The 25,726-nt window shown below is 37.9% G+C and carries 23 protein-coding genes and 1 pseudogene; 8 read left to right on the top strand and 16 right to left on the bottom strand.

Going from position 1 to position 25,726, the window contains the following annotated elements; genetic code table 11:
* Positions 1-156: 156 nt before the first annotated feature.
* The gene (typA, locus tag LAV82_RS08070; protein ID WP_013056066.1) at positions 157-1,995 is read right to left on the bottom strand and encodes a translational GTPase TypA; all 1,839 of its coding nucleotides are present in this window, start codon (positions 1,993-1,995) and stop codon (positions 157-159) included.
* Between the two features lie 113 nt (positions 1,996-2,108).
* Between typA and LAV82_RS08075 the strand changes: the two genes are divergently transcribed.
* Entirely contained in the window at positions 2,109-2,294 is a 186-nt protein-coding gene (locus tag LAV82_RS08075; RefSeq protein WP_016763441.1) for a YlaF family protein, read from the top strand.
* Positions 2,295-2,402: 108 nt separating this feature from the next.
* On the opposite strand, the gene LAV82_RS08080 is transcribed toward LAV82_RS08075, so the two are convergent.
* Both LAV82_RS08080 and LAV82_RS08085 read right to left on the bottom strand, forming a co-directional pair.
* The gene (locus LAV82_RS08080; protein WP_013056064.1) at positions 2,403-3,209 is read right to left on the bottom strand and encodes an inositol monophosphatase family protein; all 807 of its coding nucleotides are present in this window, start codon (positions 3,207-3,209) and stop codon (positions 2,403-2,405) included.
* A 195-nt stretch (positions 3,210-3,404) separates the two neighbouring features.
* Positions 3,405-3,590, bottom strand: coding sequence for a YkzI domain-containing protein (locus LAV82_RS08085; RefSeq protein ID WP_013056063.1), 186 nt, complete (start codon positions 3,588-3,590; stop codon positions 3,405-3,407).
* Positions 3,591-3,857: 267 nt separating this feature from the next.
* On the opposite strand from LAV82_RS08085, the gene LAV82_RS08090 reads away from it, so the two are divergent.
* Positions 3,858-4,493: a YktB family protein gene (locus tag LAV82_RS08090; RefSeq protein WP_013056062.1), complete on the top strand. Its 636-nt coding sequence runs from the start codon at positions 3,858-3,860 to the stop codon at positions 4,491-4,493.
* 48 nt (positions 4,494-4,541) lie between these two features.
* On the opposite strand, the gene LAV82_RS08095 is transcribed toward LAV82_RS08090, so the two are convergent.
* The gene (locus tag LAV82_RS08095; RefSeq protein WP_013056061.1) at positions 4,542-4,811 is read right to left on the bottom strand and encodes a UPF0223 family protein; all 270 of its coding nucleotides are present in this window, start codon (positions 4,809-4,811) and stop codon (positions 4,542-4,544) included.
* A 530-nt stretch (positions 4,812-5,341) separates the two neighbouring features.
* Here LAV82_RS08095 and LAV82_RS08100 point away from each other — a divergent pair.
* Complete coding sequence (locus tag LAV82_RS08100; protein ID WP_013056060.1) at positions 5,342-6,817, top strand: aminotransferase class I/II-fold pyridoxal phosphate-dependent enzyme; 1,476 nt, start codon at positions 5,342-5,344, stop codon at positions 6,815-6,817.
* Positions 6,818-6,854: 37 nt separating this feature from the next.
* Here LAV82_RS08100 and LAV82_RS08105 read toward each other — a convergent pair whose 3' ends face one another.
* Positions 6,855-6,980: a GapA-binding peptide SR1P gene (locus LAV82_RS08105; RefSeq protein WP_013056059.1), complete on the bottom strand. Its 126-nt coding sequence runs from the start codon at positions 6,978-6,980 to the stop codon at positions 6,855-6,857.
* 393 nt (positions 6,981-7,373) lie between these two features.
* On the opposite strand from LAV82_RS08105, the pseudogene LAV82_RS08110 reads away from it, so the two are divergent.
* Positions 7,374-8,894: pseudogene (locus LAV82_RS08110) on the top strand (glycine betaine uptake BCCT transporter).
* 49 nt (positions 8,895-8,943) lie between these two features.
* Here the strand turns inward: LAV82_RS08110 and LAV82_RS08115 are convergent.
* The 6 genes from LAV82_RS08115 to LAV82_RS08140 all read right to left on the bottom strand — a co-directional run bounded on the left by LAV82_RS08115 (position 8,944) and on the right by LAV82_RS08140 (position 15,599).
* On the bottom strand, positions 8,944-9,186 hold the full coding sequence (locus tag LAV82_RS08115) for a hypothetical protein (protein WP_499715859.1): 243 nt from the start codon (positions 9,184-9,186) through the stop codon (positions 8,944-8,946).
* A 250-nt stretch (positions 9,187-9,436) separates the two neighbouring features.
* Positions 9,437-10,849, bottom strand: coding sequence for a dihydrolipoyl dehydrogenase (gene lpdA / locus LAV82_RS08120; RefSeq protein WP_013082295.1), 1,413 nt, complete (start codon positions 10,847-10,849; stop codon positions 9,437-9,439).
* A gap of 3 nt (positions 10,850-10,852) precedes the next feature.
* Positions 10,853-12,154, bottom strand: a complete 1,302-nt coding sequence (locus tag LAV82_RS08125; protein ID WP_499715860.1) for a dihydrolipoamide acetyltransferase family protein — start codon at positions 12,152-12,154, stop codon at positions 10,853-10,855.
* A gap of 102 nt (positions 12,155-12,256) precedes the next feature.
* Positions 12,257-13,234, bottom strand: coding sequence for an alpha-ketoacid dehydrogenase subunit beta (locus LAV82_RS08130; protein ID WP_013056055.1), 978 nt, complete (start codon positions 13,232-13,234; stop codon positions 12,257-12,259).
* Between the two features lie 3 nt (positions 13,235-13,237).
* Positions 13,238-14,353 (bottom strand): pyruvate dehydrogenase (acetyl-transferring) E1 component subunit alpha, encoded by a 1,116-nt coding sequence (pdhA, locus tag LAV82_RS08135; RefSeq protein ID WP_013082293.1) that lies wholly within the window; start codon positions 14,351-14,353, stop codon positions 13,238-13,240.
* 580 nt (positions 14,354-14,933) lie between these two features.
* Complete coding sequence (locus LAV82_RS08140) at positions 14,934-15,599, bottom strand: YkyA family protein (RefSeq protein WP_499715861.1); 666 nt, start codon at positions 15,597-15,599, stop codon at positions 14,934-14,936.
* Positions 15,600-15,768: 169 nt separating this feature from the next.
* Here LAV82_RS08140 and LAV82_RS08145 point away from each other — a divergent pair, with 169 nt between their 5' ends.
* Both LAV82_RS08145 and def read left to right on the top strand, forming a co-directional pair.
* Positions 15,769-15,879: a YjcZ family sporulation protein gene (locus LAV82_RS08145; protein WP_078081608.1), complete on the top strand. Its 111-nt coding sequence runs from the start codon at positions 15,769-15,771 to the stop codon at positions 15,877-15,879.
* Positions 15,880-16,053: 174 nt separating this feature from the next.
* Positions 16,054-16,608 carry a peptide deformylase gene (gene def, locus LAV82_RS08150; RefSeq protein WP_013056051.1) on the top strand — a complete coding sequence of 185 codons (555 nt, stop codon included), beginning with the start codon at positions 16,054-16,056 and terminating at the stop codon, positions 16,606-16,608.
* Between the two features lie 28 nt (positions 16,609-16,636).
* Here def and LAV82_RS08155 read toward each other — a convergent pair whose 3' ends face one another.
* On the bottom strand, positions 16,637-17,419 hold the full coding sequence (locus LAV82_RS08155; RefSeq protein ID WP_499715863.1) for a Cof-type HAD-IIB family hydrolase: 783 nt from the start codon (positions 17,417-17,419) through the stop codon (positions 16,637-16,639).
* Positions 17,420-17,969: 550 nt separating this feature from the next.
* On the opposite strand from LAV82_RS08155, the gene LAV82_RS08160 reads away from it, so the two are divergent.
* Both LAV82_RS08160 and rnjA read left to right on the top strand, forming a co-directional pair.
* Positions 17,970-18,179 (top strand): DNA-dependent RNA polymerase subunit epsilon, encoded by a 210-nt coding sequence (locus LAV82_RS08160; RefSeq protein WP_013056049.1) that lies wholly within the window; start codon positions 17,970-17,972, stop codon positions 18,177-18,179.
* 5 nt (positions 18,180-18,184) lie between these two features.
* Positions 18,185-19,852, top strand: a complete 1,668-nt coding sequence (gene rnjA / locus LAV82_RS08165) for a ribonuclease J1 (protein WP_013056048.1) — start codon at positions 18,185-18,187, stop codon at positions 19,850-19,852.
* Positions 19,853-19,894: 42 nt separating this feature from the next.
* Here rnjA and LAV82_RS08170 read toward each other — a convergent pair whose 3' ends face one another.
* From LAV82_RS08170 to gnd, 4 genes are all read right to left on the bottom strand, one after another.
* Positions 19,895-20,557: a potassium channel family protein gene (locus LAV82_RS08170; RefSeq protein ID WP_029325114.1), complete on the bottom strand. Its 663-nt coding sequence runs from the start codon at positions 20,555-20,557 to the stop codon at positions 19,895-19,897.
* Positions 20,558-20,708: 151 nt separating this feature from the next.
* Positions 20,709-22,514: an ABC transporter ATP-binding protein gene (locus LAV82_RS08175; RefSeq protein ID WP_499715865.1), complete on the bottom strand. Its 1,806-nt coding sequence runs from the start codon at positions 22,512-22,514 to the stop codon at positions 20,709-20,711.
* Positions 22,515-22,529: 15 nt separating this feature from the next.
* Positions 22,530-24,266, bottom strand: a complete 1,737-nt coding sequence (locus LAV82_RS08180) for an ABC transporter ATP-binding protein (protein WP_211078162.1) — start codon at positions 24,264-24,266, stop codon at positions 22,530-22,532.
* 385 nt (positions 24,267-24,651) lie between these two features.
* Positions 24,652-25,548, bottom strand: coding sequence for a phosphogluconate dehydrogenase (NAD(+)-dependent, decarboxylating) (gnd, locus tag LAV82_RS08185; RefSeq protein ID WP_013056044.1), 897 nt, complete (start codon positions 25,546-25,548; stop codon positions 24,652-24,654).
* Positions 25,549-25,726 lie beyond the last annotated feature (178 nt).

Here is a 25,726-nt window from a genome sequence, read left to right on the forward strand (position 1 = left end):
TCTTCCCCCTATTCCTTACTTTACATTATTCGATATAAGCCACCTTTTTCCTTTCCAAATTCCTTATTTATAAAACGCTTTCAAAAATAGAAAATTCTGATATAATAGATAAAAAACAAGCCGCTAGCAGATAGAGCTAACGACTTACTTTTTTTATTATTTCGTGTCAGCGTATTTTTTCTTTTTCGCTGCTTTTTCACGTTCATTTTTATCAAGAATTTTTTTACGTAGACGAATAGATTCTGGTGTGATTTCACAATATTCATCTTCGTTTAAATATTCAAGTGATTGCTCTAAAGACATAATACGAGGTTTTTTCATACCTGTTGTTTGATCTTTATTAGCAGAACGCATATTCGTCATTTGCTTCATTTTACAGATGTTAACAACGATATCATTTTCACGAGTGTGTTCTCCTACGATCATACCTTCGTATACTTCTGTACCTGGCTCAACGAAAATTGTGCCGCGGTCTTCTACGCCTTGGATTCCATAAGTAGATGATTTACCGCTTTCCATAGAAACAAGCACACCTTGACGGCGACCTCCAACTTGACCTTGCTGCATTGGCTGGTAGCTATCAAATGAATGGTTAATAATACCGAATCCACGAGTTAACGATAAGAACTCAGTTGTATAACCGATTAAACCGCGTGCAGGAACCATAAAGATCAGACGAACTTGACCGCTGCCGTTGTTAATCATATCAACCATTTCACCTTTACGAGCACCCATTGATTCCATAATAGAACCCGTATGTTCTTCAGGCACGTCGATTTGCACACGTTCAACTGGCTCACAGCGAACGCCATCAATTTCACGAACGATTACTTCAGGTTTTGATACTTGAATCTCATATCCTTCACGACGCATATTTTCAATTAAAATAGATAAATGAAGTTCTCCACGTCCTGAAACAACCCATACATCCGGTGAATCAGTATTTTCCACGCGTAAACTTACATCCGTCTCAAGTTCAGACATTAAGCGCTCTTCAATTTTACGAGATGTAACAAATTTACCTTCACGACCAGCAAACGGTGAATTGTTTACTAAGAACGTCATTTGTAAAGTAGGTTCATCAATACGTAAAATTGGCAGTGCATCTTGGTGGTCAAACGGACATACGGTTTCACCTACGTTGATGTCTTCCATTCCTGATACAGCGATCAGGTCTCCTGCTTTTGCTTCTTCGATTTCAACACGCTTTAAGCCTAGGAAACCGAATAATTTTGTTACACGGAATTGTTTTACCGTACCGTCAAGCTTCATTAATGCAACTTGCTGGCCTACTTTCATTGTTCCGCGGAATACGCGACCTACACCGATACGACCAAGATAGTCATTGTAGTCAAGCATTGCCACTTGGAATTGAAGTGGTTCGTCGCTGTTGTCTACTGGTGCTGGAATGTGCTCGATGATTGAGTCAAATAGAGATGACATGTTCTCATCTTGCTTTTCAGGGTTCGTGCTAGCCGTTCCGTTGATTGCTGAAGCATAAACAACAGGGAACTCAATTTGTTCCTCGCTTGCACCTAGTTCAATAAATAAGTCAATTACTTCATCAACTACTTCAGTTGGACGAGCAAAGTCACGGTCAATTTTGTTAACAACAACAATCGGCGTTAAGTTTTGCTCTAATGCTTTTTTCAATACAAAGCGAGTTTGAGGCATACATCCTTCATATGCATCTACTACAAGTAGAACACCGTCTACCATTTTCATAATACGCTCAACTTCTCCACCGAAGTCAGCATGTCCTGGCGTATCCATAATGTTGATACGCGTATCTTTATAATTAATAGCTGTGTTTTTCGCTAAAATTGTAATTCCACGCTCACGCTCAAGGTCATTTGAATCCATCGCACGTTCTTCAACATGCTCATTAGTACGGAATGTTCCGGACTGATGTAATAATTTATCTACTAACGTTGTTTTCCCATGGTCTACATGGGCAATAATGGCAATATTACGTAAATCTTTACGAATGTTCACGCATTTCACTCCTATGCTTGTAATAACTAAGCTATTATATCACACTAACTCTAGAATTGCAGAATGATTTTGTTGTACACTATAAATATCCGTTATAAATGGGAGGAATCAACATGAGAAACATTAAGTGGGTATTTGTTTTATATGCATTTATCGCAACTGCGGCAATTATGTCAATCGGCATATTTATCGGAGAAGGAAGCGCTCTCGGGGTCATTTTAGCTATCGCAGCTTTAATTGTTGTAATGGGCCTTGGCTTTACGACTAAGAAAAAAATGCGAGAAAAAGGGCAGCTGTAATTTTTTTGCGATGATTGAAAGCGTCATGGCCATTTGCAACATCAAAATGGTTCATGACGTTTTTTCATCACAAAATTCTTTGACTACACGTAAGTCTTCACTTCTATTTTATTTATTCCACTTTCCTTCAAGGTACGTACGAAAGATTTCGTCATGTAATGTTGGTTTGCTTACAAATACACTGCTTTTTTCAAGAATCTCTAACGGCTTTCCTTCTAAATCCGTCATAACTCCTCCAACTTCTTCAATCAATACTTTACCGGCAGCAAAGTCCCATGGAGCCAAGCGTAAAGTAATGTATCCATCCAAGCGTCCAGCCGCTACGTAAGCAAGCTCAATAGCTGCGGATCCATATGAACGGGTCCCTCTTACTTTACGCACAAGCGGACTTAATACGGAAGGATCAATACGGCGGTTCTCCGTCACCCATGTTGCATTTAGGCTAATAATAGCTTGTTCAACTGGTACAGGTTCAAGTTTCGGCAATTGGATGTTATTCATAAACGCGCCCTGTCCTTTTAAAGCATGATACAGCTCATTATGAATAACATCGTAAATATAACCTGCTTGTCCTACACCATCTTCAAATATACCGATGGAAATAGCAAAATTTCGCTGCTGATGAACAAAGTTCATCGTACCGTCGATTGGATCGATAATCCAAATCGTTCCTTCGTCTGATTCAAGCTCTTCTCCATATCCTTCTTCTCCGAGAATATGATGTTCCGGAAAGGTTTCATTGATTTTTGAGATAAAAAACTGTTCAATTTCTTTATCCATATTTGTTACTAAATCATTTGGATTCGATTTCGTTTGAATGAGAAGTTCTTTACTAAACGACTGTTGAATTTTTTGTCCAGCTTCTTTTAGCCACTCTTTAACGTATGTATCAATTTCTTTCCAGCGTTGCGTCATCTCAATTCCCCCTCAAAAATACGTCTCTTATTTAAGCTTAAAAAAACCTCTGCAAGATGTCAATTAACAGAGCACGTGGGAGAAGAACTGCCGCTTCTTCTCCCACGTGCTCTGTTACCACTTATGAATCTGCTCATTCAGTTTAATCCTTTTTTACAGTTTACCCTTATTTGTTCTATTTTATTCCCGTATCTGCTACTGAAGAGATATCATTTCTTCACGAAGTTTCTCGAGCTTTCGCTTACATTTTTGTTTTTGTTCCTCATTATTCTCCATCATGGCTTCATATAACGTTGCTAACTCGTAATCTAACTCCAAACGAATTACACCTAATCTTTTTTGTCCATCATTCTTCTTATACATATTCACCACTTGTTTCATGTTTCAAACACCCCTCTCAAATTATTGAACCTGCTTATAGAAAACTAAATTTTCAGATATTTTGATTGATATAGTCTATGTCGAAACCTAATCTCATGTAACTAAATTGTGTGATTACCTATAAAAAAATGATAGACACGTTTTGACAAGCATATGCGAATTAATTGGTGTTTATGCTTTTCATGTGGTAGAATCTTCGCGTAAATCATACTTACTTGCATAGATGCACAGCAGCTATACATATTCACTAAAAAACGGAGGTTTCACATGGCATTCTCAGGATTTTCACAAGATGACTTTAACGTATTCCGTATCGAGGGACTTGATGCACGTATGGAAGCCATCAAGACAACGATACGCCCAAAATTCGAACAATTGAGCAATCATTTTGCTCCTACTCTTTCTTCACTTTGTGGAGATGAAATGTTCGTACACATTGCCAAACATGCACGAAGAACAGTTAACCCGCCAGCAGATACGTGGGTAGCCTTTGCTAACAGTAAACGCGGGTATAAAAAGCTCCCTCATTTTCAAATTGGCCTTTGGGAAACACATGTCTTTGTGTGGTTCGCCGTCATTTACGAATCACCTATTAAAGAACAATTTGGAAAGCTGCTAAAACAAAACATTGAGGAGATTCGTCAAAATATCCCAGCCTCGTTTGTTTGGTCGAAAGATCATACAAAACCTGATAGTGACAAAATGGGCGACTTATCTTCTGAAGACTTAGAGAGTTTGTTTGAACGTCTAGAGACGGTTAAAAAAGCTGAGATCCTATGCGGCATTACAATTCCAAAAGAAGAAGCGATTGCAATGAACGGCGAAGAATGGATAGCTCGTATTGAACAAACATTTCATACGGTAACTCCATTATATGAACTAACTAAAAAAGCATATGCATAATTTTAACGAATTGATATAAAAAAATGGAGCCAAGCTTGGCTCCATTTTTTACATTTTTATGATGTCTCCAGAAGAAGCAGCCTTTGCTTTTTGAATCGTTCGATAAGAAGAATATTTGCTTTGATCTTCAAAATCGTTACAGATTGTTTTTTCTTCTGCTTTACTTGGCACAATTTCTTTAAATCGGCGATAGACTGCCATTAGGTGATCACGCTCAATACCTTTTTCATAAGCTCGTTCAATGCTTTCAAAAAACTTCACTACATCAATAATTTCTTCTGTACTCCAATCAAGGGAGATAGGGTATTGATATTCCACTTCTCATCACTCCATTTATTTCTTCAATCTATGTATATCTATATTCTTAACTCTATCACAATCTATAATGTACACAAAATTTATTCTCTGTTCACACAAAAGAATTTCTCCTTTTTTTTCTTTTTATTTTCTCTTTAAAATATCTTTGCAAATGGGTTAATAAGTGCTATAATTCTTTTGTTTTATGGGGATTTTCAAAACATAAAGAACTATAAAATAATAAGTAATAAGCAGTTTACAATTACTTGTATTTTTTTAACTAAAAATTGTATTTATATTATCAAACAGTAGTAAACATACACGTTTCATTCATTTATATAATGGTTAAAATCAAGAAAACTGCCGAGTAGAATTTCTGTTGAATTTCTTTTATAGAAAAAAGATCTGATATTTTAATATGTAGAATTCAACAGCCACTAGTTTTTGGTATATAAAATTGAATGCTGTAATTTGATAAAAAACAATCAAAGTCCCTCTAAGCTTTGCTTAGAGGGACTGACAATTTATGATAAAAGAGGTGTATAGCAAAGTTGTCTTCTCAATTTTCAACTCCATTATTTACTGGATTGGTTAATCACGCTAAGAAAAACCCAACACAATTCCATATCCCTGGACATAAAAAAGGAAATGGAATGGATCCTGAATTCCGCTCATTTATTGGCGATGATGCTTTATCCATTGATTTAATTAATATCGGTCCTCTTGATGACCTTCACCAGCCAAAAGGCATTATCAAACAAGCGCAGGATTTAGCTGCAGAAGCATTTGGTGCTGACCATACTTTTTTCTCTGTTCAAGGAACGAGCGGAGCAATTATGGCAATGGTCATGGCGACATGTGGTCCTGGAGATAAAATTATCGTTCCTAGAAACGTGCATAAATCTGTTATGAGTGCGATTGTTTTTTCAGGAGCTACGCCTATTTTTATTCACCCTGAAATTGACGAAAATCTTGGCATTTCTCACGGTATTACATCGGACTCTGTAGAAAAAGCCTTAAAGCAGCACCCTGAAGCAAAAGCAGTGCTTGTTATCAACCCAACTTATTTTGGAATTTCTGGAGACCTTCGTAAAATCGTAGAAATTGCCCACTCGTATCAAGTGCCTGTACTTGTTGATGAAGCTCACGGCGTTCATATTCACTTCCATGATGATTTGCCTCTGTCTGCTATGCAGGCCGGTGCAGATATGGCAGCAACAAGCGTGCATAAATTAGGGGGCTCTATGACGCAAAGTTCAATTCTAAACATACGCGAAGGCTTAATTTCTCCAAAACGTGTACAGTCTATTTTAAGCATGCTCACAACAACATCAACATCTTATCTGCTGCTGGCTTCTTTAGATGTTGCACGAAAACGTTTAGCTACAGAAGGAAAAGAGCTGGCTGAACGTGCAATTTCTCTTGCTGAAAAAGCACGAAAAGAAATTAATACAATTGAGCATATCCGATGTATAGGCAGAGAAATTTTAGGGACAAAAGCTACGTATGATTTAGACCCTACTAAATTAATTATTTCTGTTTCAGATTTAGGAATTACGGGCTATGACGTAGAAAAATGGATGCGTGAAGCTCATAATATCGAAGTTGAAATGTCTGACCTTTATAATATTCTATGTATTATCACGCCTGGAGATACAGAAGAAGATCTGTTACGTCTGGTCACAGCTCTGCGTGAATTATCTGCAAAATTCCATAATCTTTCTGAAACAACGGCAAAACCGGCTATTTTATTGCCTGATATTCCTGTATTGGCTTTAACACCTCGCGATGCTTTTTACGCTGAAACAGAAGTGGTACCTTTTCATGAGTCGGCAGGTCGTATTATTGCGGAATTTGTGATGGTCTATCCTCCTGGTATTCCTATTTTTATTCCCGGGGAAATCATCACTGAGGAAAATTTAACCTACATTGAAACAAACTTAGAGGCAGGTTTACCAGTGCAGGGTCCGGAAGATTTTGAATTAAAAACATTTCGTGTCATTAAAGAACATAAAGCAATTCAATAAAAAAAAGGTGCGAATTTCCGCACCTTTTTTTATTGAATTAATCTAAATCTTCATCTGCTTTTTGACATTCTCCGCTTTTACATGTTGAGTATAATCGCGTCACTTTCTCATCTTCGAAATGATCAATTGTGCAGTTACATGTTTGACATACGATTGTTCCCATTTTGTAAACTCCCCTTTAACCGTCTTTTTTTGTAAGCGTTTTACAACTCTTGATATTATATTATTATGTCACATTAAATATGTCAACAACTAATTAGTATGTCACATTAAAAATATTTTTCTCATAAATGTTATATTTGTTTTCAAAAAGCTGAACGCTTAGCATCATCTCTATTTATATGAAAAAACAATGTCTAATTTCACATCTATTTCAGCACTTTAAAATAATTACGAAAAATAAGAATTTGGGTTCTTGCCGTTTTTTCTTACTAATAGAGTAGACATTTCATACAAACTTTACTAGAATGTATAACCATGTGGTTTCATGTATAGCTAAAAAGGTTATATGAGAAAACATGTTATGTAAAATAGAATAGGAAAGAAGTGATAATCGATGAAAAAACTGACTCCTGTTTTTATCATTTCGGTTATTATTGCTGCAGTATTTATCGTATGGGGTGTTATTCCGGAATCTGTGCTAGGAAGCGCAGCGCTTACACCTGTCACATCGGCAATACATAGTTTTATCATCGAGAAATTTGGCTGGTATTACTTATTAGCAGCTACATTATTCTTAGTTTTTACGCTGTACTTAATTTTTTCAAAGTACGGAAATATTAAACTAGGTAAACCTGAAGAAAAGCCTCAGTATGGTTATGTCTCATGGTTTGCCATGTTATTCAGTGCTGGTATGGGGATTTGACTTGTATTCTGGGGTGTTTCAGAACCAATCAATCATTTTCATACTCCACCTTGTGGTGAAGGCGGTACAGCAGAATCAGCTCGCGCAGCTCTACGTTATTCGTTTTTCCACTGGGGTTTACATCCTTGGGCTATTTATTCCGTTCTTGCACTGGCCCTTGCATATTTTCAATTTAGAAAAGGTTACCCGTTCATAATCCGTAATATTTTACGTCCACTATTAGGAAAACGTGTTGATGGACCTCTTGGAACGATCATAAATGGCATCGCCGTATTTGCAACTGTTTTGGGGGTGGCAACATCTCTAAGACTGGGCGCTATTCAAATTACCGGTGGAGCCTCTTACTTGTCGCCAAGTATTGATAATAATTTCACCACTCAATTAATTGTTATTATTATCGTGACGTTCTTGTTCATGCTGTCAGCACAGACGGGTTTGAACAAAGGTATTAAGTATTTGAGTAACATTAATATTGTTTTAGCTATTCTGTTAATGCTATTCTTGTTATCTGCAGGTCCAACCAACTTTATTATGGACTTATTCGTTACAACAATTGGCAGCTACATTCAAAACTTGCCGTCGATGAGTTTTCGATTGAGCCCGTTTGATAACAGTACCTGGGTTCAAGATTGGACAATTTTCTACTGGGTATGGTGGATCGCTTGGGCACCGTTTGTTGGTACGTTCATTGCTCGTATTTCACGAGGTAGAACCATTCGAGAATTTTTAATTGGTGTACTAGCTGTTCCGACCGTATTTGGTGGATTATGGTTTTCCGTATTCGGAGGTTCTGGGGTCTACTTAGACTTTTTTAAGAATCTTCCTGTTATGGATGTTATAAACAATAAAGGAACAGAAGTTGCTTTATTCTATGTACTTGAACAGTTTCCATTTGGTACGTTCATGTCCATTGTCGCTATTTGCTTAATTGCTACATTCTTCATTACATCAGCTGACTCAGCTACATTTGTTTTAGGAATGCAGACAACAAATGGTGATCTAAATCCTTCAGGCTCTATTAAGCTTACGTGGGGCTTAATTCAATCGTTAACAGCAATCATTCTGCTTTGGACAGGTGGTTTGGATGCGCTCCAAACAGCTGCGATTATAGCAGCACTTCCATTCTCAATTGTGCTGGTGCTAACGGTCTTCTCATTAATGAAAGCATTTAAAGAAGAAGGCGCATTGAAAAGAGAAAAGAAATCTGTGTAAGACAAAAAAAGCGTTAGCTTATATAAGCTAACGCTTTTTTTATGCAATCTTACGCCGTGCAAAATAAAATTAGTTGATAACATGTCAAGCAGACAGCTGAAGTTGTACCCGTCATCATAAGCGCCAGTCTTTTAGATTTGACGTTCATTTCTGCTATGCCATAAGCTAAATAAGCAAATACTAAAAATAAAATAATTTTAGATGTCAACTGATCACGTTTTGATAGCAATTCAACCAGTGAATAACCCATCCAAATAAAAATGTGTAAGCTCCAAACGAAATACGTCTTCATAGCTCCTCCGCCGCCTTTTCATTCGTTATCCAAAAGAGCAGTTTTTTATCTACCTATAAGGAAAGCACGTCCCACTTCATATGTATGCATCTAGAGCTCATTTAAGACTGCCTCAGCGCTTTTTACACGTTTCCTCTAAAAGAGTATACTCATCAGCCACAAAAACTGTCTGACAAGCATCTGATACTTTATGAAAACCTTTTTCTTCAAAAAAAAAAGCCGATGCATACGCATCAGCTTTTTAAAAACATTATTTTACAATGTGAATTGGGCTTCCAATAGCTACTTCAGCAGCTTCCATTGTGATTTCACCTAATGTTGGGTGAGCGTGAATTGTCAATGCGATATCTTCAGCTGTTACGCCAGCCTCGATAGCAAGACCAAGCTCAGCAATCATGTCAGATGCGCTAGGTCCAGCGATTTGAGCACCAACAACTACTCCGTCTTCTTTACGAGTGATAAGCTTCAAGAAGCCTTCTGCAGCGTTAAGTGCAAGCGCACGTCCGTTAGCAGCAAATGGGAATTTAGAAGCTTTAACAGCTAATCCTTCTTCTTTCGCTTGTGCTTCAGTATAACCTACAGATGCAAGCTCAGGCTCAGAGAATACAACTGCTGGAATTCCTAAGTAGTCAATTTCAGCAGGTTCGCCAGCGATTACTTCAGCTGCGATTTTACCTTCGTAAGAAGCTTTGTGTGCAAGTGGAGGTCCAGTTACGATATCACCAATTGCAAAGATGTTGCTTACAGATGTACGAGTTTGGTTATCGATTTCGATAAGACCACGGTCAGTCATTTTAACGCCAACTTGCTCAAGACCAAGCTCATCAGTGTTAGGACGACGACCTACAGTAACTAATACGTAGTCAGCATCGATTACTTTTGACTCTCCGCCTACTTCAAACGTAACCTGTACGCCGTCAGCAGTTTCTTCAACACCTTTAGCCATTGCTTTTGTATAGATTTCAACGTTTCCTTTTTTCTTAAGGTTACGTTTAACAAGTGAACTCATTTGTTTTTCAAAACCAGCTAAGATTTCATCAGCAGCTTCTACAAATGTAACTTCTGTACCGAAGTTAGCAAAAGCAGTACCAAGCTCAGTACCGATGTAACCTCCACCGATTACAACTAATTTTTTAGGAACTTCTTTAAGCGCTAATGCACCTGTAGAGTTGATTACGCGCTCAGAGAATTTAAATCCAGGGATCTCGATTGGACGAGAACCAGTTGCAAGGATAGCATTTTTGAATTTGTACGTTTGTGCAGAATTTTCATCCATTACACGTACAGTTTCGCTGTCAACGAAGTAAGCTTCACCTTTTACGATGTCAACTTTGTTACCTTTAAGAAGGCCTTCAACACCGCCAGTAAGTTTGTTTACAACGCCGTTTTTGAATTCTTGAACTTTAGAGAAATCAACTGTTACATTCTCAGCGATAATCCCCATGTCTTCAGAATGTTTAGCGTGTTCAAAACGGTGACCTGCAGCGATTAATGCTTTTGAAGGAATACAGCCAACGTTTAAGCATACGCCTCCAAGGTTACCTTTTTCTACGATTGTAACTTTTTGACCTAATTGAGCTGCACGAATTGCTGCAACGTAGCCACCAGGGCCAGCACCAATGACAAGAGTATCAGTTTCGATTGGGAAATCTCCTACTACCATTTATTACGCCTCCATTAATAATAATTCTGGATCATTTAATAAACGCTTGATTTGGTTAAGAGCGTTTTGAGCTGTTGCGCCATCGATAATACGGTGGTCAAAGCTTAGTGATAATGCTAATACTGGAGCAATTACAATTTCACCGTCGCGTACAACTGGTTTTTCAGCGATACGTCCGATACCTAGAATTGCAACTTCTGGGTGGTTGATAACAGGAGTAAACCATTGTCCACCAGCAGAACCGATATTTGTGATTGTACAAGAAGCGCCTTTCATTTCAGCAGGAGCTAATTTACCATCACGTGCTTTTCCAGCAAGGTCGTTAATTTGATCAGAAATTTCGAACACAGATTTACGATCAGCATTTTTCACAACTGGTACTAAAAGACCTTTTTCAGTGTCAGCAGCGATACCGATGTTGTAGTAATGTTTTTGAATTACTTCATCAGTAGAGTCATCGATTGAAGTGTTAAGAGCTGGGAACTTCTTAAGTGCTGAAGTTAACGCTTTTACCACGTAAGGTAAGAATGTTAATTTAATACCTTGATCTGCTGCAACTGTTTTGAATTTTTTACGATGAGCAACAAGAGCTGTTACATCGATTTCATCCATTAATGTTACGTGTGGAGCAGTGTGCTTAGAGTTAACCATAGCTTTTGCGATTGCACGACGGATACCGCTCATTTTCTCGCGAGTTTCTGGTAGGTCGCCTTCAGGAATAGCTTGTGCTGCTGCTGCTTTTGGTTCAGCTGAAGCAGTTTCCTCTTTAGCTGGAGCTTCAGCAGTTGCTGTAGCTGTAGAACCACCAGATAGGAAGCTATCGATGTCATCTTTAACAATACGTCCGTTTTTACCTGAACCAGGAACAGCTTTAATGTCTACACCTTTTTCACGAGCATATTTGCGCACTGAAGGCATAGCAATTACTTTACGGTTAGGATCAACATCAGCTTGTGCTGCAGGAGCTGTTGCTTCTTCAGTCACTTCTTCAGTTGAAGCTTCTTCTTTAGCTTGTTCTGCTGGTGCATCATCATGATCGTCACCTTTGAATTTTAAGTCTTCGTATCCAGGAGCATCAAAAGTAACGATAACTTGTCCTACAGTAGCTACTGTACCTTCGTCAACTTTTACTTCTAATACTTTACCTTTTACAGGAGATGGGATTTCAACAACAGCTTTGTCATTTTGTACTTCTGCTAGTACATCATCCTCATCAATTTCATCTCCAGCTTTTACGAACCATTTTACAATTTCACCTTCGTGGATACCTTCACCGATATCCGGCAGTTTAAATTCAAATGCCACGTGTCTTCACCCTCCTAGTTAGTTGCGTTCAATTTGTTAGTGTTTATTTTATCTAAGACAGAAATCAGCACAAAGCTGATTTCTGTCACAGTAAAATGCTAATTAAAATTCAAGTACTTTCTTAGCTGTTTCAACGATATCTTTGTGGTCTGGTAACCATACGCCCTCAGCTTGAGAGAATGGGAACACAGTATCCGGTGCTGTTACACGTAATACTGGTGCTTCTAAGCTTAAGATTGCACGATCGTTAATTTCAGCTACAACGTTAGCTGCGATACCAGCTTGTTTTTGAGCTTCTTGAACTACTACTACGCGACCAGTTTTTTCAACTGATGCAAGAATTGTATCGATATCTAAAGGTTGAACTGTACGTAAGTCCACTACTTCAGCAGAGATACCTTCTTTTTCTAGTTCTTCAGCTGCTTTTAATGATGAGTGTACCATTGCACCGTAAGCGATAAGCGTTACGTCTGTACCTTCACGTTTCACATCAGCTGTACCTAAATCAATTGTGTATGATTCTTCAGGTACTTCTTGACGGAATGAACGGTAAAGCTTCATGTGCTCTAAGTATACAACCGGATCGTTATCACGAATTGATGAAATTAAAAGACCTTTTGCATCATATGGAGTTGAAGGAATTACAACTTTTAAACCAGGTTGAGATGCTACGATACCTTCTAAGCTATCAGCGTGAAGTTCTGGTGTATGAACGCCTCCACCAAATGGTGAACGGAATGTGATTGGTGCATTCCAGCGACCGCCAGAACGGTAGCGCATACGTGCAGCTTGACCTGATACAGAATCAAGTACTTCATATACGAAACCAAAGAATTGAATTTCAGGAACCGGACGGAAACCTTGAGTCGATAGACCTACAGCAAGACCACCGATACCAGATTCAGCTAATGGCGTATCGAATACGCGATCTTCGCCGAATTCTTGTTGAAGACCTTCAGTCGCACGGAATACTCCACCGTTTACGCCAACGTCTTCACCAAAAACTAATACGTTTTCGTCGTTTTTCATTTCTGTGCGTAACGCATCAGTAATCGCTTGAATCATTGTCATTTGCGCCATGGCTTACTTCGACTCCTTCTCTTTGTAGATTTCATATTGCTCTTGTAAGTTTGAAGGCATAGTTTCGTACATGATTTCCATTAAATCTGTAACTTTTTGTTTTGGATAATCGTCAGCCTTCTTAATAGCTTGTTTGATATCTTCTTTAGCTTGCTCGATTACTTTGTTTTCTTCTTCTTCATTCCAGATGCCTTTAGCTTCTAAGAATTTACGGAAGCGAACAAGTGGATCTTTCTTTTCCCACTCAGTGTCAAGCTCAGCTGTACGATAACGAGTTGGATCGTCACCAGCCATTGTATGTGGACCATAACGGTAAGTTAATGTTTCAATTAAAGTTGGACCTTCACCGTTTACTGCACGCTCACGAGCTTCGCTTACTGCAACGTATACTGCTAGTGCATCCATACCGTCTACTTGAACGCCTGGGATACCAACAGCCGCTGCTTTTTGAGCGATTGTACGTGCTGCAGATTGCTTTTCAACTGGTGTTGAAATTGCAAAGCGGTTGTTTTGTACAACAAAGATTGCTGGAGCTTTGAATGCACCTGCGAAGTTCATACCTTCGTAGAAGTCACCTTGTGAAGCTCCGCCGTCACCTGTATAAGTGATCGCTACTGCTTTTTTACCGCGCTTTTTAAGACCTAGTGCCACACCAGCAGTTTGCACGATTTGTGCACCGATGATGATTTGTGGAGAAAGTATATCTACACCTTCTGGCGCTTGGTTACCGTGGAAATGACCACGAGAGAATAAGAACGCTTGATATAGTGGAAGACCATGCCAAATTAACTGAGGCACATCACGGTACCCAGGTAAAATGAAGTCTTCTTTTTCTAATGCGAAATGTGAAGCGATTTGAGAAGCTTCTTGCCCAGCAGTTGGTGCATAGAAACCTAAACGACCTTGACGGTTCAATGAAATTGAACGTTGATCAAGAATACGAGTGTATACCATGCGAGTCATTAACTCTTTTAATTTTTCGTCAGATAAATCTGGCAACGCTGATTTATTTACTACTTCGCCCTCTTCATTAAGAATTTGGAACGTTTGGTACTGCTCAGCGATTTTATCAAGTTGCTTTGATACATCAATAATAGCCTTTTTAGTTTTAGCAGCCATCTAAGTCACCTCTTCCTTTCATTTAAGCCGTATAAATTCATTTTACTAATCAAACAAACATACACGCTTTTAGAATGTCCCAAATGGACAAGTAAAAGTCATATTTTGTCGAGTAGCTTTTTGAATTCGCTAATCCTTAACATTTCTATGTATTCCCCAGCGAATTCTGTGCAAACATTTACGTAAAAGGAAAGTTTAAGCGAAACGAGCGTTTCGTTAAACTGTATTAATTATTTTGCAAAAATGATTAATACAACACTTACTACGCTACCTAGTTTACAATACACTAAAACAGTTCGTCAATGCATTTACATCAAGAAATTACGCTTTTTTAGTTTGTGAAATAAAACACATAAAAAAGACATGCTGTACTATTACACAGATACAAACTGTATTATATGTTTTATAATAACCTTCTCTTTTTTTACGTCTGCACATCTCCTATCTTGCCACAAATAAACGATTTTTTAAAACAATAACCTTTTGTAATTTTTACTTGAATCATGTCGAAACTCTTTCTTTATTTCAGAAAACCTTCCTTTTCAGGCAAAAAAAAGACCTGTAAACTTCACAGGCCTTCTTATTTATCCTCGCTATTTTTCACCTTTAACTTCGTTTTGTTATAAAAATCCTCTTTGGCTTTGTTATAGTCAGCTGTTAATGTGTTAAACGTTTCTTTTTTCTTTTCAACTTCTTTATAAGTAGCATTGATCGAAGCGATTTGTGTTTCAAGATTCTCTAATTTCACATTGTCTTTTTCAAAGAGCGTATATAGCTGACGATCTAATTCAATGGAATGAAGATAGGCATCATGTAAGGACTGGTAGGCATTATAACGCTTCTTCATTAACGAAGATAGTTCAAGCGCCTCTTCTTTTGCTTTGCCATCCTCTAGTTTTTGGATCTTCGGCTCTGTCGCTTCAAATTGTTTTTGCGAAGCGCTGATGCTTTTTTCTTCTTTTTGTAATTTACTTTCACGCTCATCTAATAACTGCTGCGCTTTTTGTGCTTTATTTTTTATTTTCTTTTTATCTTTAATCCCTAGCTCAATAATTTGGTCGTATATCGCATTTTCTTGCTGTTCTAAATAAGCTAACGGTTTTTGCTGATCAGCAAATTGTTTTTCTTGTGCTACCACTTTTTCTAATCCATTATATACCTCAAGTTCAGGCGATGAGCCTTCTGCGCAGCCTGCTAGTGACATAGCAGCAATGCCGATAATTATATATCTTCCGACGCACTTCATATCTGGTAAATCCTCCCTTATTCATGGGTCATTATACAATTTTTGTAGGAAATTAGCAATTTCTCTACACCCTTTTTCCACCTTTTAATATATTATACTAACCCAATCGTGAAAAAAAGGGAGTTTATGACTTTTTACCTTGGGATTGATAACTACGGGAGGTTATATTATGTTGGGTTACGGTGGATATGGCTACGGCGGTTCTAATAAAGGGTTTGTTTTATTAATCGTACTGTTCATTTTATTAGTTATTATTGGCTGCAGCTGTGGCGGCTGGTAATTATACAATAAAAGCGGCTAACGGTCGCTTTTATTTTTTCTTATACATGTTTTTCCATATGCGTGATACATATAATTAGTAGAAACATTTATGTGTTCAAGGTCGAGGTAATGACTTTTTTATACGGATTTGGTACACTTTATACCTATAAAATAGCCTAGGGAGATGTGAAAGTTGATTACAATGAACGATATTATTCAAGACGGACACCCAACGCTGCGAGAAGTAGCAAAAGAAGTACCGTTACCTGCTTCTGAAGAAGACAAAAAGATTTTACATAGCTTATTAGAATATGTAAAAAACAGCCAAGATCCTGAAATTGCTGCTAAATATGGACTTCGATCTGGTATCGGGCTTGCCGCTCCTCAAATTAATGTATCAAAACGAATGATTGGGGTACACGTTACGGATGAAAAAGGCAAGCTATACAGCTATGCATTATTTAACCCTAAGATCATTAGCCACTCAGTTGAAAAGACATACCTTACAGGCGGTGAAGGCTGCTTATCTGTCGATCAAGATATCCCAGGATTTGTTCCTCGATATGCACGTATCACAGTAAAAGGCACAACGCTGGAAGGCGAAGAAGTGAAAATTCGTTTGAAAGGTCTTCCTGCTGTTGTATTTCAGCACGAAATTGATCATTTAGACGGCATTATGTTTTATGATTACATTAATAAAGAAAATCCATTTCAAGAACCTGAAAATGCTTTTCCATATGAACGCTAAAAAACGCGAGCTAGAGCTCGCGTTTTTCTTACTTTAATAATCCTACTAGCTCTAATCCGTGGAGAATACCATCTTCTGCTACATCTTTTGTAACAAGATTAGCAACTTCTTTCACGACTTCTTCCGCATTTCCCATCGCTACGCCATTTCCGACAAATTCCAGCATTTCGATATCGTTTAAGCCGTCTCCGAATGCATATACATCTTTTTTGTCAAAGCCAAGCTTTTCAATCATGGTTTCAATTCCTCGCGCTTTTGATCCACCTTTTGGCAGAACATCAGTTGAAAATTCATGCCAGCGAATAAAGTCAAATTTCTTAAATTTTTCTTCATAAGGAGCTTCTTCTCCCGCTGTACAGAATAAGAGGGATTGATAAATTTCACGCCCTTTGAAATAAGTAGGATCGTGGTGAGGGTGGGTAAATCCAATTTTCAGCGTGCTGATGCTGGATTCGATATAGTCATGAAATTCAATGTTTGATTTCATATCTTCATGATCCATGTATACGACAGGGTGATCATGCTCAACAGCAAAAGCTGTTAAATCTTGAAGCTCTTCTTTATTTAACGGGTTTTTGTAAAGAACTTCTCCATTTAAAACAATGTACTGACCATTAAAGCTAATATATGTTTTAATATCCAACTCTTCACGCAGATCTTTAAACATAAAAGGAGCCCTTCCAGTTGCAATTGCCACTTCATGCCCCTGCTCTTTTAACAGCCGGACAGCTTTTTTTGTAGAAGCAGGCAGTTTTTTATCATGATCCAATAACGTTCCATCAATATCAAAAAAAATAATCTTTCGTTCCACGTTTATCACCTTATTTTTTATAATTTTTTATCTCTTTGTTAAGCCTTTCCAATTATATCAAACAAGCGCTGGTTTCTCTATAAATGGACGGTCTAATTTACATTTTTTCCATATTTAACCACGAGAAACCTCTCCCTTTTCATCATATAATAAAAGTACAGAGAGAGACAGGCAGGTATCGCAAAAAAAACAAAGGAGCTGAAAAATCATGTTAAAAGATTTTCGAAAAAGGCTGCTAAAACGCTGGAATGAATTATTGCGTAAAAAAACGATGGCATAATCGATTTTTTTAGGGCTTTCTGTTGTAAAATTTGCAGAGTGTGTGTCTGCATCGTACAATGGAATAGCCCTTATTTTTTATACGCCCGGAAAATATAGTCTTGTATCCGTTTCCTATTAATATTATTCTATAATTAATTGACTTGTTATATTTAGATGACTAAAATGTAGTGAAAGCAAGTTTCTTTAGAAAATACATGAAATACATACACATTTTATAATATAATAAAATAAGTTATTTGAATTTCGGAATTAAGGAGAGATTTTTGTTATGATTTTTAAAGTTTATTTTCAAGAAAAAATGAGTGAAGTAGCTGTACGTGAAAATACAAAAACTGTGTATGTGAACGCAGATTCTGAGCGTGACGTTCGTAAAAAGTTAAAAGCGCGTTCAATTAATATTGAGTTTGTTCAAGCAGTGACTGGAGACTATCTAGAATATGAACAACAGCATGAAGATTTTAAAGTATTGGAGATATGATGAAAATGAAATTTGTAAAAAATAATCAAACGGCAGTTTTCGCCCTGGGTGGACTAGGCGAAATCGGTAAAAATACGTATGCCGTACAGTTTCAAGATGAAATTATTCTTATTGATGCAGGAATTAAATTCCCTGAAGATGAGCTTTTAGGAATTGACTACGTTATTCCTGACTACAGTTATTTAGTAAAAAATGCAGATAAAATCCGTGGCCTTTTCGTTACACATGGTCATGAAGATCACATCGGCGGAATTCCTTACTTATTAAGAGAATTAAACATTCCTATTTATGCAGGGAAATTAGCCCTTGGGCTTCTTCGCAACAAATTAGACGAGCATGGGTTGCTTCGTACAGCTCAACTTCATGAAATTACTGAAGATGACGTAATTAAATTCCGTAAAACATCGGTAACGTTCTTCCGCACAACTCACAGTATTCCTGATTCTTACGGAATTGTGGTAAAAACACCAAACGGACAAATCGTACATACAGGAGATTTCAAGTTTGATTTTACACCAGTGGGCGAACCGGCTAACTTAACAAAAATGGCTGAAATCGGTAAAGAAGGCGTTCTATGCTTGCTTTCAGACAGTACAAACAGTGAAATTCCTAACTTTACGATGTCTGAGCGCCGCGTAGGTGACAGCATTCATGACATTTTCCGTAAAGTAGACGGCCGTATTATTTTTGCAACGTTTGCTTCAAATATTCACCGCTTACAGCAAGTAGTGGAAGCAGCCGTATTGCATAACCGTAAAGTTGCTGTATTCGGACGCAGTATGGAAGCAGCTATTGAGATTGGCCAACAGCTTGGATATATTTCATGTCCAAAAGATACGTTCATTGAGCCTTCTCAAATTAACCGAATTCCAGCTAACCGCGTGACTATTTTATGTACAGGCAGCCAAGGTGAACCGATGGCAGCGCTATCTAGAATTGCAAACGGTACTCACCGCCAAATTCAAATTATCCCTGGAGATACGGTTGTATTCTCATCTTCACCTATTCCAGGAAATACAGTAAGTGTTAGCAAAACAATTGATATGCTATTCCGTGCAGGAGCAGAGGTTATTCACGGTGCTCTAAACGATATCCATACTTCTGGACACGGCGGACAGGAAGAGCAAAAATTAATGCTTCGTTTGATGAAACCAAAATACTTTATGCCAATTCACGGTGAGTATCGCATGCAGAAGATGCACATCAAACTTGCAACAGACTGTGGAGTTCCTGAAGAAAACTGCTTCATTATGGATAATGGAGAGGTGCTAGCTTTAAGCGACAGCGAAGCTTCAGTAGCCGGCAAAATCCCTTCAGGCTCTGTATATATTGACGGAAGCGGAATTGGTGACATTGGAAATATCGTACTTCGTGACCGCCGCATTTTATCTGAAGAAGGTCTTGTTATTGTGGTTGTAAGCATCAATATGAAAGACTTCAAGATCGCTGCTGGTCCAGACATTATCTCTCGTGGTTTTGTTTATATGCGCGAATCTGGCGACTTAATTAATGATGCACAGTCCCTCATTACAAAACACTTGAACAAAGTGATGGAACGTCGTACGTCACAATGGTCTGAGATTAAAAATGAAATCACAGACACATTGGCTCCATTCCTTTACGAAAAAACAAAGCGCCGTCCAATGATTTTACCAATCATTATGGAGGTTTAATAAAAGAAAAAGAGCGGATGCAATTGCATCTGCTCTTTTTTATTAAGCACTGGCAAATTTATTTTCGAAGCGGTTAATATCTGCATCTGCTCCAATAACAATCAACACGTCCCCTTCTTGAATCGTTTCGGACGCCTGAGGAGAAACGATGATATCTCGATCACGCTTAATGGCTACAATGTTAATGCCATATTTTGCACGAATGTCTAACTCAATCAGCGTATTGCCAGCCATTCTTTTGCTCGCTATTAATTCGACAATGCTGTGTTCTTCAGATAGCTCTAAATAATCTAGAACGCTGTTTGAAATCATGTTATTAGCAATTCTTCGTCCCATATCTCGTTCGGGATGCACGATAAAATTAGCGCCAATTTTTGATAATACTTTGGCGTGATAATCATTTTGCGCTTTTACCGTTATTTTTTCAACACCCAGCTCTTTTAAAATAAGGGTCGTCAAAATACTTGCCTGAATATTGTCACCAATAGCTACGATAACATGATCAAAATTACGAATTCCTAAACTTTTTAGAACCCCTTCATCCATTGAATCGCCTACTACTGCATGGGAAGCAACGTTAGCATACTCATTTACCTTTTCTTCATCAATATCAATCGCCAGAACTTCCATTCCTTGATCGCTTAATGTTTTACAAATACTTCCTCCAAATCTACCTAATCCGATGACTGCAAATTCTTTTTTCATTTGAATTCCTCCATTATGTACAGGAAAAAATCTGAACTACCGTTATTTTACCACAATTCTTTTGTATCAACCTCATTTTCCCGTTAACACTTATATCTCTTTACTATTTCTCACACTCATAGAAAAACAGAAGGATCAGCTCCCTCTGTTTTTAAGCTGTAGCATGGGTTTGAACAAGGTAATAATATACGCCTTTTTGCTGCATTAGTTCCCCGTGATTCCCTGTTTCAATAATGCTTCCGTGATCTAATACAATGATGTTATCTGCTTCTCGTATAGTAGATAACCGATGAGCAATCATGATGGCAGTTCTGTTTTTTAACAGCGTTTTAAGCGCCTGTTGAATCTTCACTTCTGTTTCTGTATCGATGCTTGCTGTCGCTTCATCTAAAATGATAATACGAGGATCAGCCAACAGCGTTCGAGCAAATGAAATCAATTGACGCTCTCCCACGGATAAGACGTTTCCTCGCTCCTCTACTTCCGTATCATAACCTTTTTTCAGACGCTTTATAAAATCTGCAGCCCCTACCGCTTCTGCGGCCTTAATCACTTCATCATCAGTAGCATCCGGTTTTCCAAACCGAATGTTTTCCATAATGGTTCCTGAAAAAATAAAGGTTTCTTGCAGTACAATACTAATTTGCGCTCGTAAACTCGCTAACGTAATATCTTGAATAGGCATATTATCAATTAAAATCTGCCCTTCGTTTACATCATAAAAACGTGTGATTAAATTAGCAATGGATGTTTTTCCAGATCCAGTATGCCCCACTAAAGCAACCGTCTGGCCTTCTTTTATGTCAATTGATACGTTGTTTAGAGCTTTCCGCTTCCCATCATAAGAAAATGAGACGTGCTTGAACTGAACTTTTCCTTTCATATCCTCTAAAGACGTAGCGGTTTCCAAATCTGCGACGAGAGGTTTTTCATCTAGAAATTCAAAAATACGCTCGGATGAAGCCATTCCCATTAATAATTGATTATACACTTGCCCTAAACGAGAAATCGGTTCCCAAAACATTCCAAGATAAAAAGCAAATGATACAAAAATACCAATTGTTAGCCGTTCATCTTGAATAAGTACAGCACCGAACCAAATTAAAATAGCCGTTCCGACAGCATTTGTGAGTTCTACAAACGGTCGAAACATGGCATTTTTTCGAGTAGCTTGCCTCCAGCTCTCGTAATTTTCACTGTTTATGCGCTCAAAAAACAGCATATTTTCTTGTTCTTGAGCAAATGATTGAGTGACGCGAATGCCTTGAATACTCTCATTTAAATGTGAATTTAATACTGACTGCTTCATACGAACAACTTGCCACGACCGACGAATTCTTCTTCTCAGCTTTGTGGAAATCAAGAACATAATCGGTAAAATGATTAAAACAGCACATGTCAAAGCAGGACTGAGAGAAAATAATATAACTACAATCCCAACTAACAATAAGAGGTCCATAAACAGGTTAACTACCCCGTTAGTAAATAAATCTTGAAGAGAGTTAATATCATTCATGATCCTTACAAGAATAGAGCCTCCTGAACGCGTATCAAAAAACCGGTGCGACAGCCCTTGAATATGCGTAAATAAATGTTTTCTTAAATCATATATAACGTGCTGCCCGAGTTGGTTCATCCATTTAATTCGAAAGATATTCGAAATATAAGATAGTACATACAAGCTAAAGATTATGAAAACTAACTGCATGAGCAGCGTGCTATTCTTATCTTTTACAGCATGATCAAGCGTATATACACCTATCAAAATAGGAATAGCGAGTCTAATGACCGTCGTGATAATGACCATAAGAAACGAGAAAGGAAGCAAGTTTTTTCGATATGGATGAAGATAACGAAACAAGCGGGCCATTTGCTTCCAGTTAAACATCTTATCAATGATTTGATCTGTTTGATAATAAAAGCGCTCTCGCACAACTTTATTTTTTTCGGCTTCCATTCTATTCCTCCCTTGTTATACGTTCATCACTGACGTATTGCTTTCATATTGAATGTCATAAATATTTTTATAAATCCCTTGCTTTTGAATGAGCGTTTCATGGCTTCCTCTCTCTTTTATTTGACCTTCATGCAAGACTAAGATTTCATCGGCATGTCGCAAAGAAGAAAGGCGGTGTGCGATAATAAACGTAGTACGATTTTTCATCACTTCTTTTAAAGCCAATTGAATTTCTCTTTCTGTTTTCATATCAACAGCACTCGTGGCATCATCTAATACTAAGATGCTAGGGTTTAAGATAAGCGCTCGTGCAATCGCAATGCGCTGCTTTTGTCCGCCTGATAACCCCAGGCCTCTCTCTCCCAGCATCGTGTCATACCCATCTGGAAGCTCCATAATAAAGTCATGCGCCTGCGCTCGTTTTGCAGCATCAATAATGTCTTCTCTAGAAATACCCGGCACGCCATAGGAGATGTTGGTTCCTATACTGCTTGAGAACAAAAACGTTTCTTGAAGTACAAAGCCAATTTCTTTCCGAAGAACAGGGAGCGGATACTCTTTAATCGGACGATGGTTAACTAAGATTTTTCCTGAAGTTGGTTCGTAAAACCTCGTGAGCAGCTGTGTTAAGCTTGTTTTGCCGGCTCCAGTTGCTCCGATTAAACCTACTACTTTTCCTTTAGAAGCAGAAAATGATATGTTCTCAAGCGACTTTTTTTCTTCGTTTGGATAGGATAAGCTAACATGTTGAAACTCGACCGTTCCATTAATAGAGAAACTTCCGGCATGCTCATGGACTTTTTCTTCTTCTTCTAAAATTTCTAGCAGCCTTTCACCTGAAGCTTTAGACTGTGAAAACATATTGATAACAAACCCTAGATTCATAATAGGCCACATTAAATAAGAGGTTAAGCTAAAGAAAGCAACAAGCTCTCCCGGACGTACACTTCCGTTCATAACAAGTGCTCCTCCGTACGCAAGGAGACCAACAATAGATAAGTTTCCTATAAACTCCATTAACGGGAAATAAGTTGCCCACACATTCGCGGTTTCAATGTTTCGATTTTTATAAACTCCGTTGGAGTCGTTAAATTTAGAAGTTTGAAATTTTTCTCTTGATAATGACTTGACCGTTTGTATGCCGCTTATATTTTCTTGAACATTTGTATTAAGTTCCCCAAACGATTGGCGAATTAAGCGAAACGCTGGATGAACGCGTTTATCAAAACGATAAACAGCTACACCCAAAAAAGGCAGCAGGAAGATTGTTACAAAAGTGAGTGAAATAGAGTAATAGAACATAACGGAAAAGCTGGCAGTAAGTAAAATAACGAAGCGAATTAATTCTGAGAAGCCAAAAGATAGAAAAAAGCGAAATCCTTCTACATCAGCTGTCAACCTGGACATCAAATCCCCTGTTTTAGCATTGTCATAGTAAGAAAACGGTAAATACTGAAGTTTGCGGTAAAGTTTATTGCGAAGAGTATACACGGACTTAATTCCAAATAAGTCGCCGTAATATTGCTGAATATATGTAAAGATTCCTTTGACAATCATCAGCCCAATAAAAATAAATGCTACATTATCGACTAGCTGATATTGTTTCCCTAACACAATATGATCAATCGTATATTGCAGCACAATAGGGTAAATCACAGTGATGGAGGTTACAAACAACAAGCAAATAACAGAATAAAAAAAGTACATTCGGTACGGCAAATAAAAATCTTTTAGTTTTTTAAACGTTTCCATATACCCCGTCCTTCCTTTGGCTAAAATGTGGCACACATATTTAAATATATCGGTTCCCGAAATAAATTACCATAATTTTTAGATAATTTTTCAAAAAAAGGTAAATAGTCATAAAAAAAGAGGTTGGGATATAACTAAATGAATTCAATCTAAAGACGAACAAATGGAATACATTAGTTGAACTGCTTGTAATACCACAGTTGATTTTCGTGCAAGACTTCGCTTTCCCCCCAGGAGCCTTCGTCTTGCCCTCCCATCAACTGCTAGAAAGATCTAAACAGACGAAACTATTCACCATAACAAAAAAACGAACCACTAATCAAACATGTTGATCCATGGTTCGTTTTTCAATTCGTCTAAAATACGTTTGTCCCAGCCTCTTTTTTTATTGTTTTTCTACTGCATGTCCGCCGAACTCATTGCGAAGAGCGGCAACTACTTTACCTGTAAACGTATCGTCTTCAAGTGAGCGATAGCGCATCATTAACGATAGAGCAATAACTGGCGTTGGCACTTGTAAATCTAAAGCTGATTCAACCGTCCATTTTCCTTCACCGGAAGAATGCATAACTCCTTTAATACTGTCAAGTTTTGCATCTTTTGAAAATGCACGTTCCATTAATTCGATTAACCATGAGCGAATAACAGAGCCATTATTCCATACGCGGGCTACAGCTTCATAGTCATAGTCAAATTCACTTTTCTCTAACACATCAAAACCTTCAGCAATTGCTTGCATCATACCGTACTCAATTCCGTTATGAACCATTTTCAAGAAGTGGCCGCTTCCTGCTGCACCTGAATAGAGATAGCCGTTTTCTACGTTGATGTCGCGGAAAATAGGTTCGATTGTAGCAAATGCTTCTTTATCTCCCCCAATCATCATACAAGCGCCGTTTCGGGCACCTTCCATTCCGCCGCTTGTTCCAACATCAAAGTAGTGAATTCCTTTTTCAGCAGAAGCTGCAGCACGTCGTACAGAATCTTTATACTTGGAATTACCGCCTTCAATAATCATATCTCCTTCTTCAAGTAGTTCTTGGAGCTCAGAAATTACTTTTTCTGTGAGCTCCCCAGCCGGAACCATTACCCAAGCAATGCGTGGTTTTTCTAATTTGCTCACTAATTCTTTAATGGAAGAAGCGCCTTCTGCTCCCTTTTCTGCTACTTTCTGTACGGCTTCGTTGTTCACATCGAATGCTACCACAGAATGGTTATGATCTAGTAAATTTAATACTAAATTTGCTCCCATTTTCCCTAAGCCAATCATACCTAATTTCATATGTAAATTACCTCCAATAGTAAGTTTCGTATCATGTTGTTAGTGTTAGTATGGTGTAAACTCACAAGAAAAAATCCACATTTTTATATTTCCTTTATCAGTTACTTCCTACACACAAAAAAGAAAAACATTCGATGCAAGTTCTACTAAGCATCGAATGCTTTTCACCTGTTACAAC

It is taken from the genome of Bacillus sp. ILBB4, from assembly GCF_035064545.1.
Lineage (GTDB): Bacteria > Bacillota > Bacilli > Bacillales > Bacillaceae_H > Priestia.

Excerpts from the sequence above, each read along its gene's own strand:
- LAV82_RS08180 (WP_211078162.1), bottom strand. The coding sequence starts at position 24,266 with ATGGAAACGTTTAAAAAACTAAAAGATTTTTATTTGCCGTACCGAATG.
- rnjA (WP_013056048.1), top strand. The coding sequence starts at position 18,185 with ATGAAATTTGTAAAAAATAATCAAACGGCAGTTTTCGCCCTGGGTGGA.
- LAV82_RS08160 (WP_013056049.1), top strand. The coding sequence starts at position 17,970 with ATGATTTTTAAAGTTTATTTTCAAGAAAAAATGAGTGAAGTAGCTGTA.
- LAV82_RS08105 (WP_013056059.1), bottom strand. The coding sequence starts at position 6,980 with ATGGGAACAATCGTATGTCAAACATGTAACTGCACAATTGATCATTTC.
- LAV82_RS08075 (WP_016763441.1), top strand. The coding sequence starts at position 2,109 with ATGAGAAACATTAAGTGGGTATTTGTTTTATATGCATTTATCGCAACT.
- LAV82_RS08130 (WP_013056055.1), bottom strand. The coding sequence starts at position 13,234 with ATGGCGCAAATGACAATGATTCAAGCGATTACTGATGCGTTACGCACA.
- LAV82_RS08085 (WP_013056063.1), bottom strand. The coding sequence starts at position 3,590 with ATGAAACAAGTGGTGAATATGTATAAGAAGAATGATGGACAAAAAAGA.
- LAV82_RS08080 (WP_013056064.1), bottom strand. The coding sequence starts at position 3,209 with ATGACGCAACGCTGGAAAGAAATTGATACATACGTTAAAGAGTGGCTA.
- LAV82_RS08090 (WP_013056062.1), top strand. The coding sequence starts at position 3,858 with ATGGCATTCTCAGGATTTTCACAAGATGACTTTAACGTATTCCGTATC.
- LAV82_RS08170 (WP_029325114.1), bottom strand. The coding sequence starts at position 20,557 with ATGAAAAAAGAATTTGCAGTCATCGGATTAGGTAGATTTGGAGGAAGT.
- LAV82_RS08140 (WP_499715861.1), bottom strand. The coding sequence starts at position 15,599 with ATGAAGTGCGTCGGAAGATATATAATTATCGGCATTGCTGCTATGTCA.
- LAV82_RS08145 (WP_078081608.1), top strand. The coding sequence starts at position 15,769 with ATGTTGGGTTACGGTGGATATGGCTACGGCGGTTCTAATAAAGGGTTT.
- gnd (WP_013056044.1), bottom strand. The coding sequence starts at position 25,548 with ATGAAATTAGGTATGATTGGCTTAGGGAAAATGGGAGCAAATTTAGTA.
- lpdA (WP_013082295.1), bottom strand. The coding sequence starts at position 10,849 with ATGGTAGTAGGAGATTTCCCAATCGAAACTGATACTCTTGTCATTGGT.
- LAV82_RS08175 (WP_499715865.1), bottom strand. The coding sequence starts at position 22,514 with ATGGAAGCCGAAAAAAATAAAGTTGTGCGAGAGCGCTTTTATTATCAA.
- pdhA (WP_013082293.1), bottom strand. The coding sequence starts at position 14,353 with ATGGCTGCTAAAACTAAAAAGGCTATTATTGATGTATCAAAGCAACTT.
- LAV82_RS08115 (WP_499715859.1), bottom strand. The coding sequence starts at position 9,186 with ATGAAGACGTATTTCGTTTGGAGCTTACACATTTTTATTTGGATGGGT.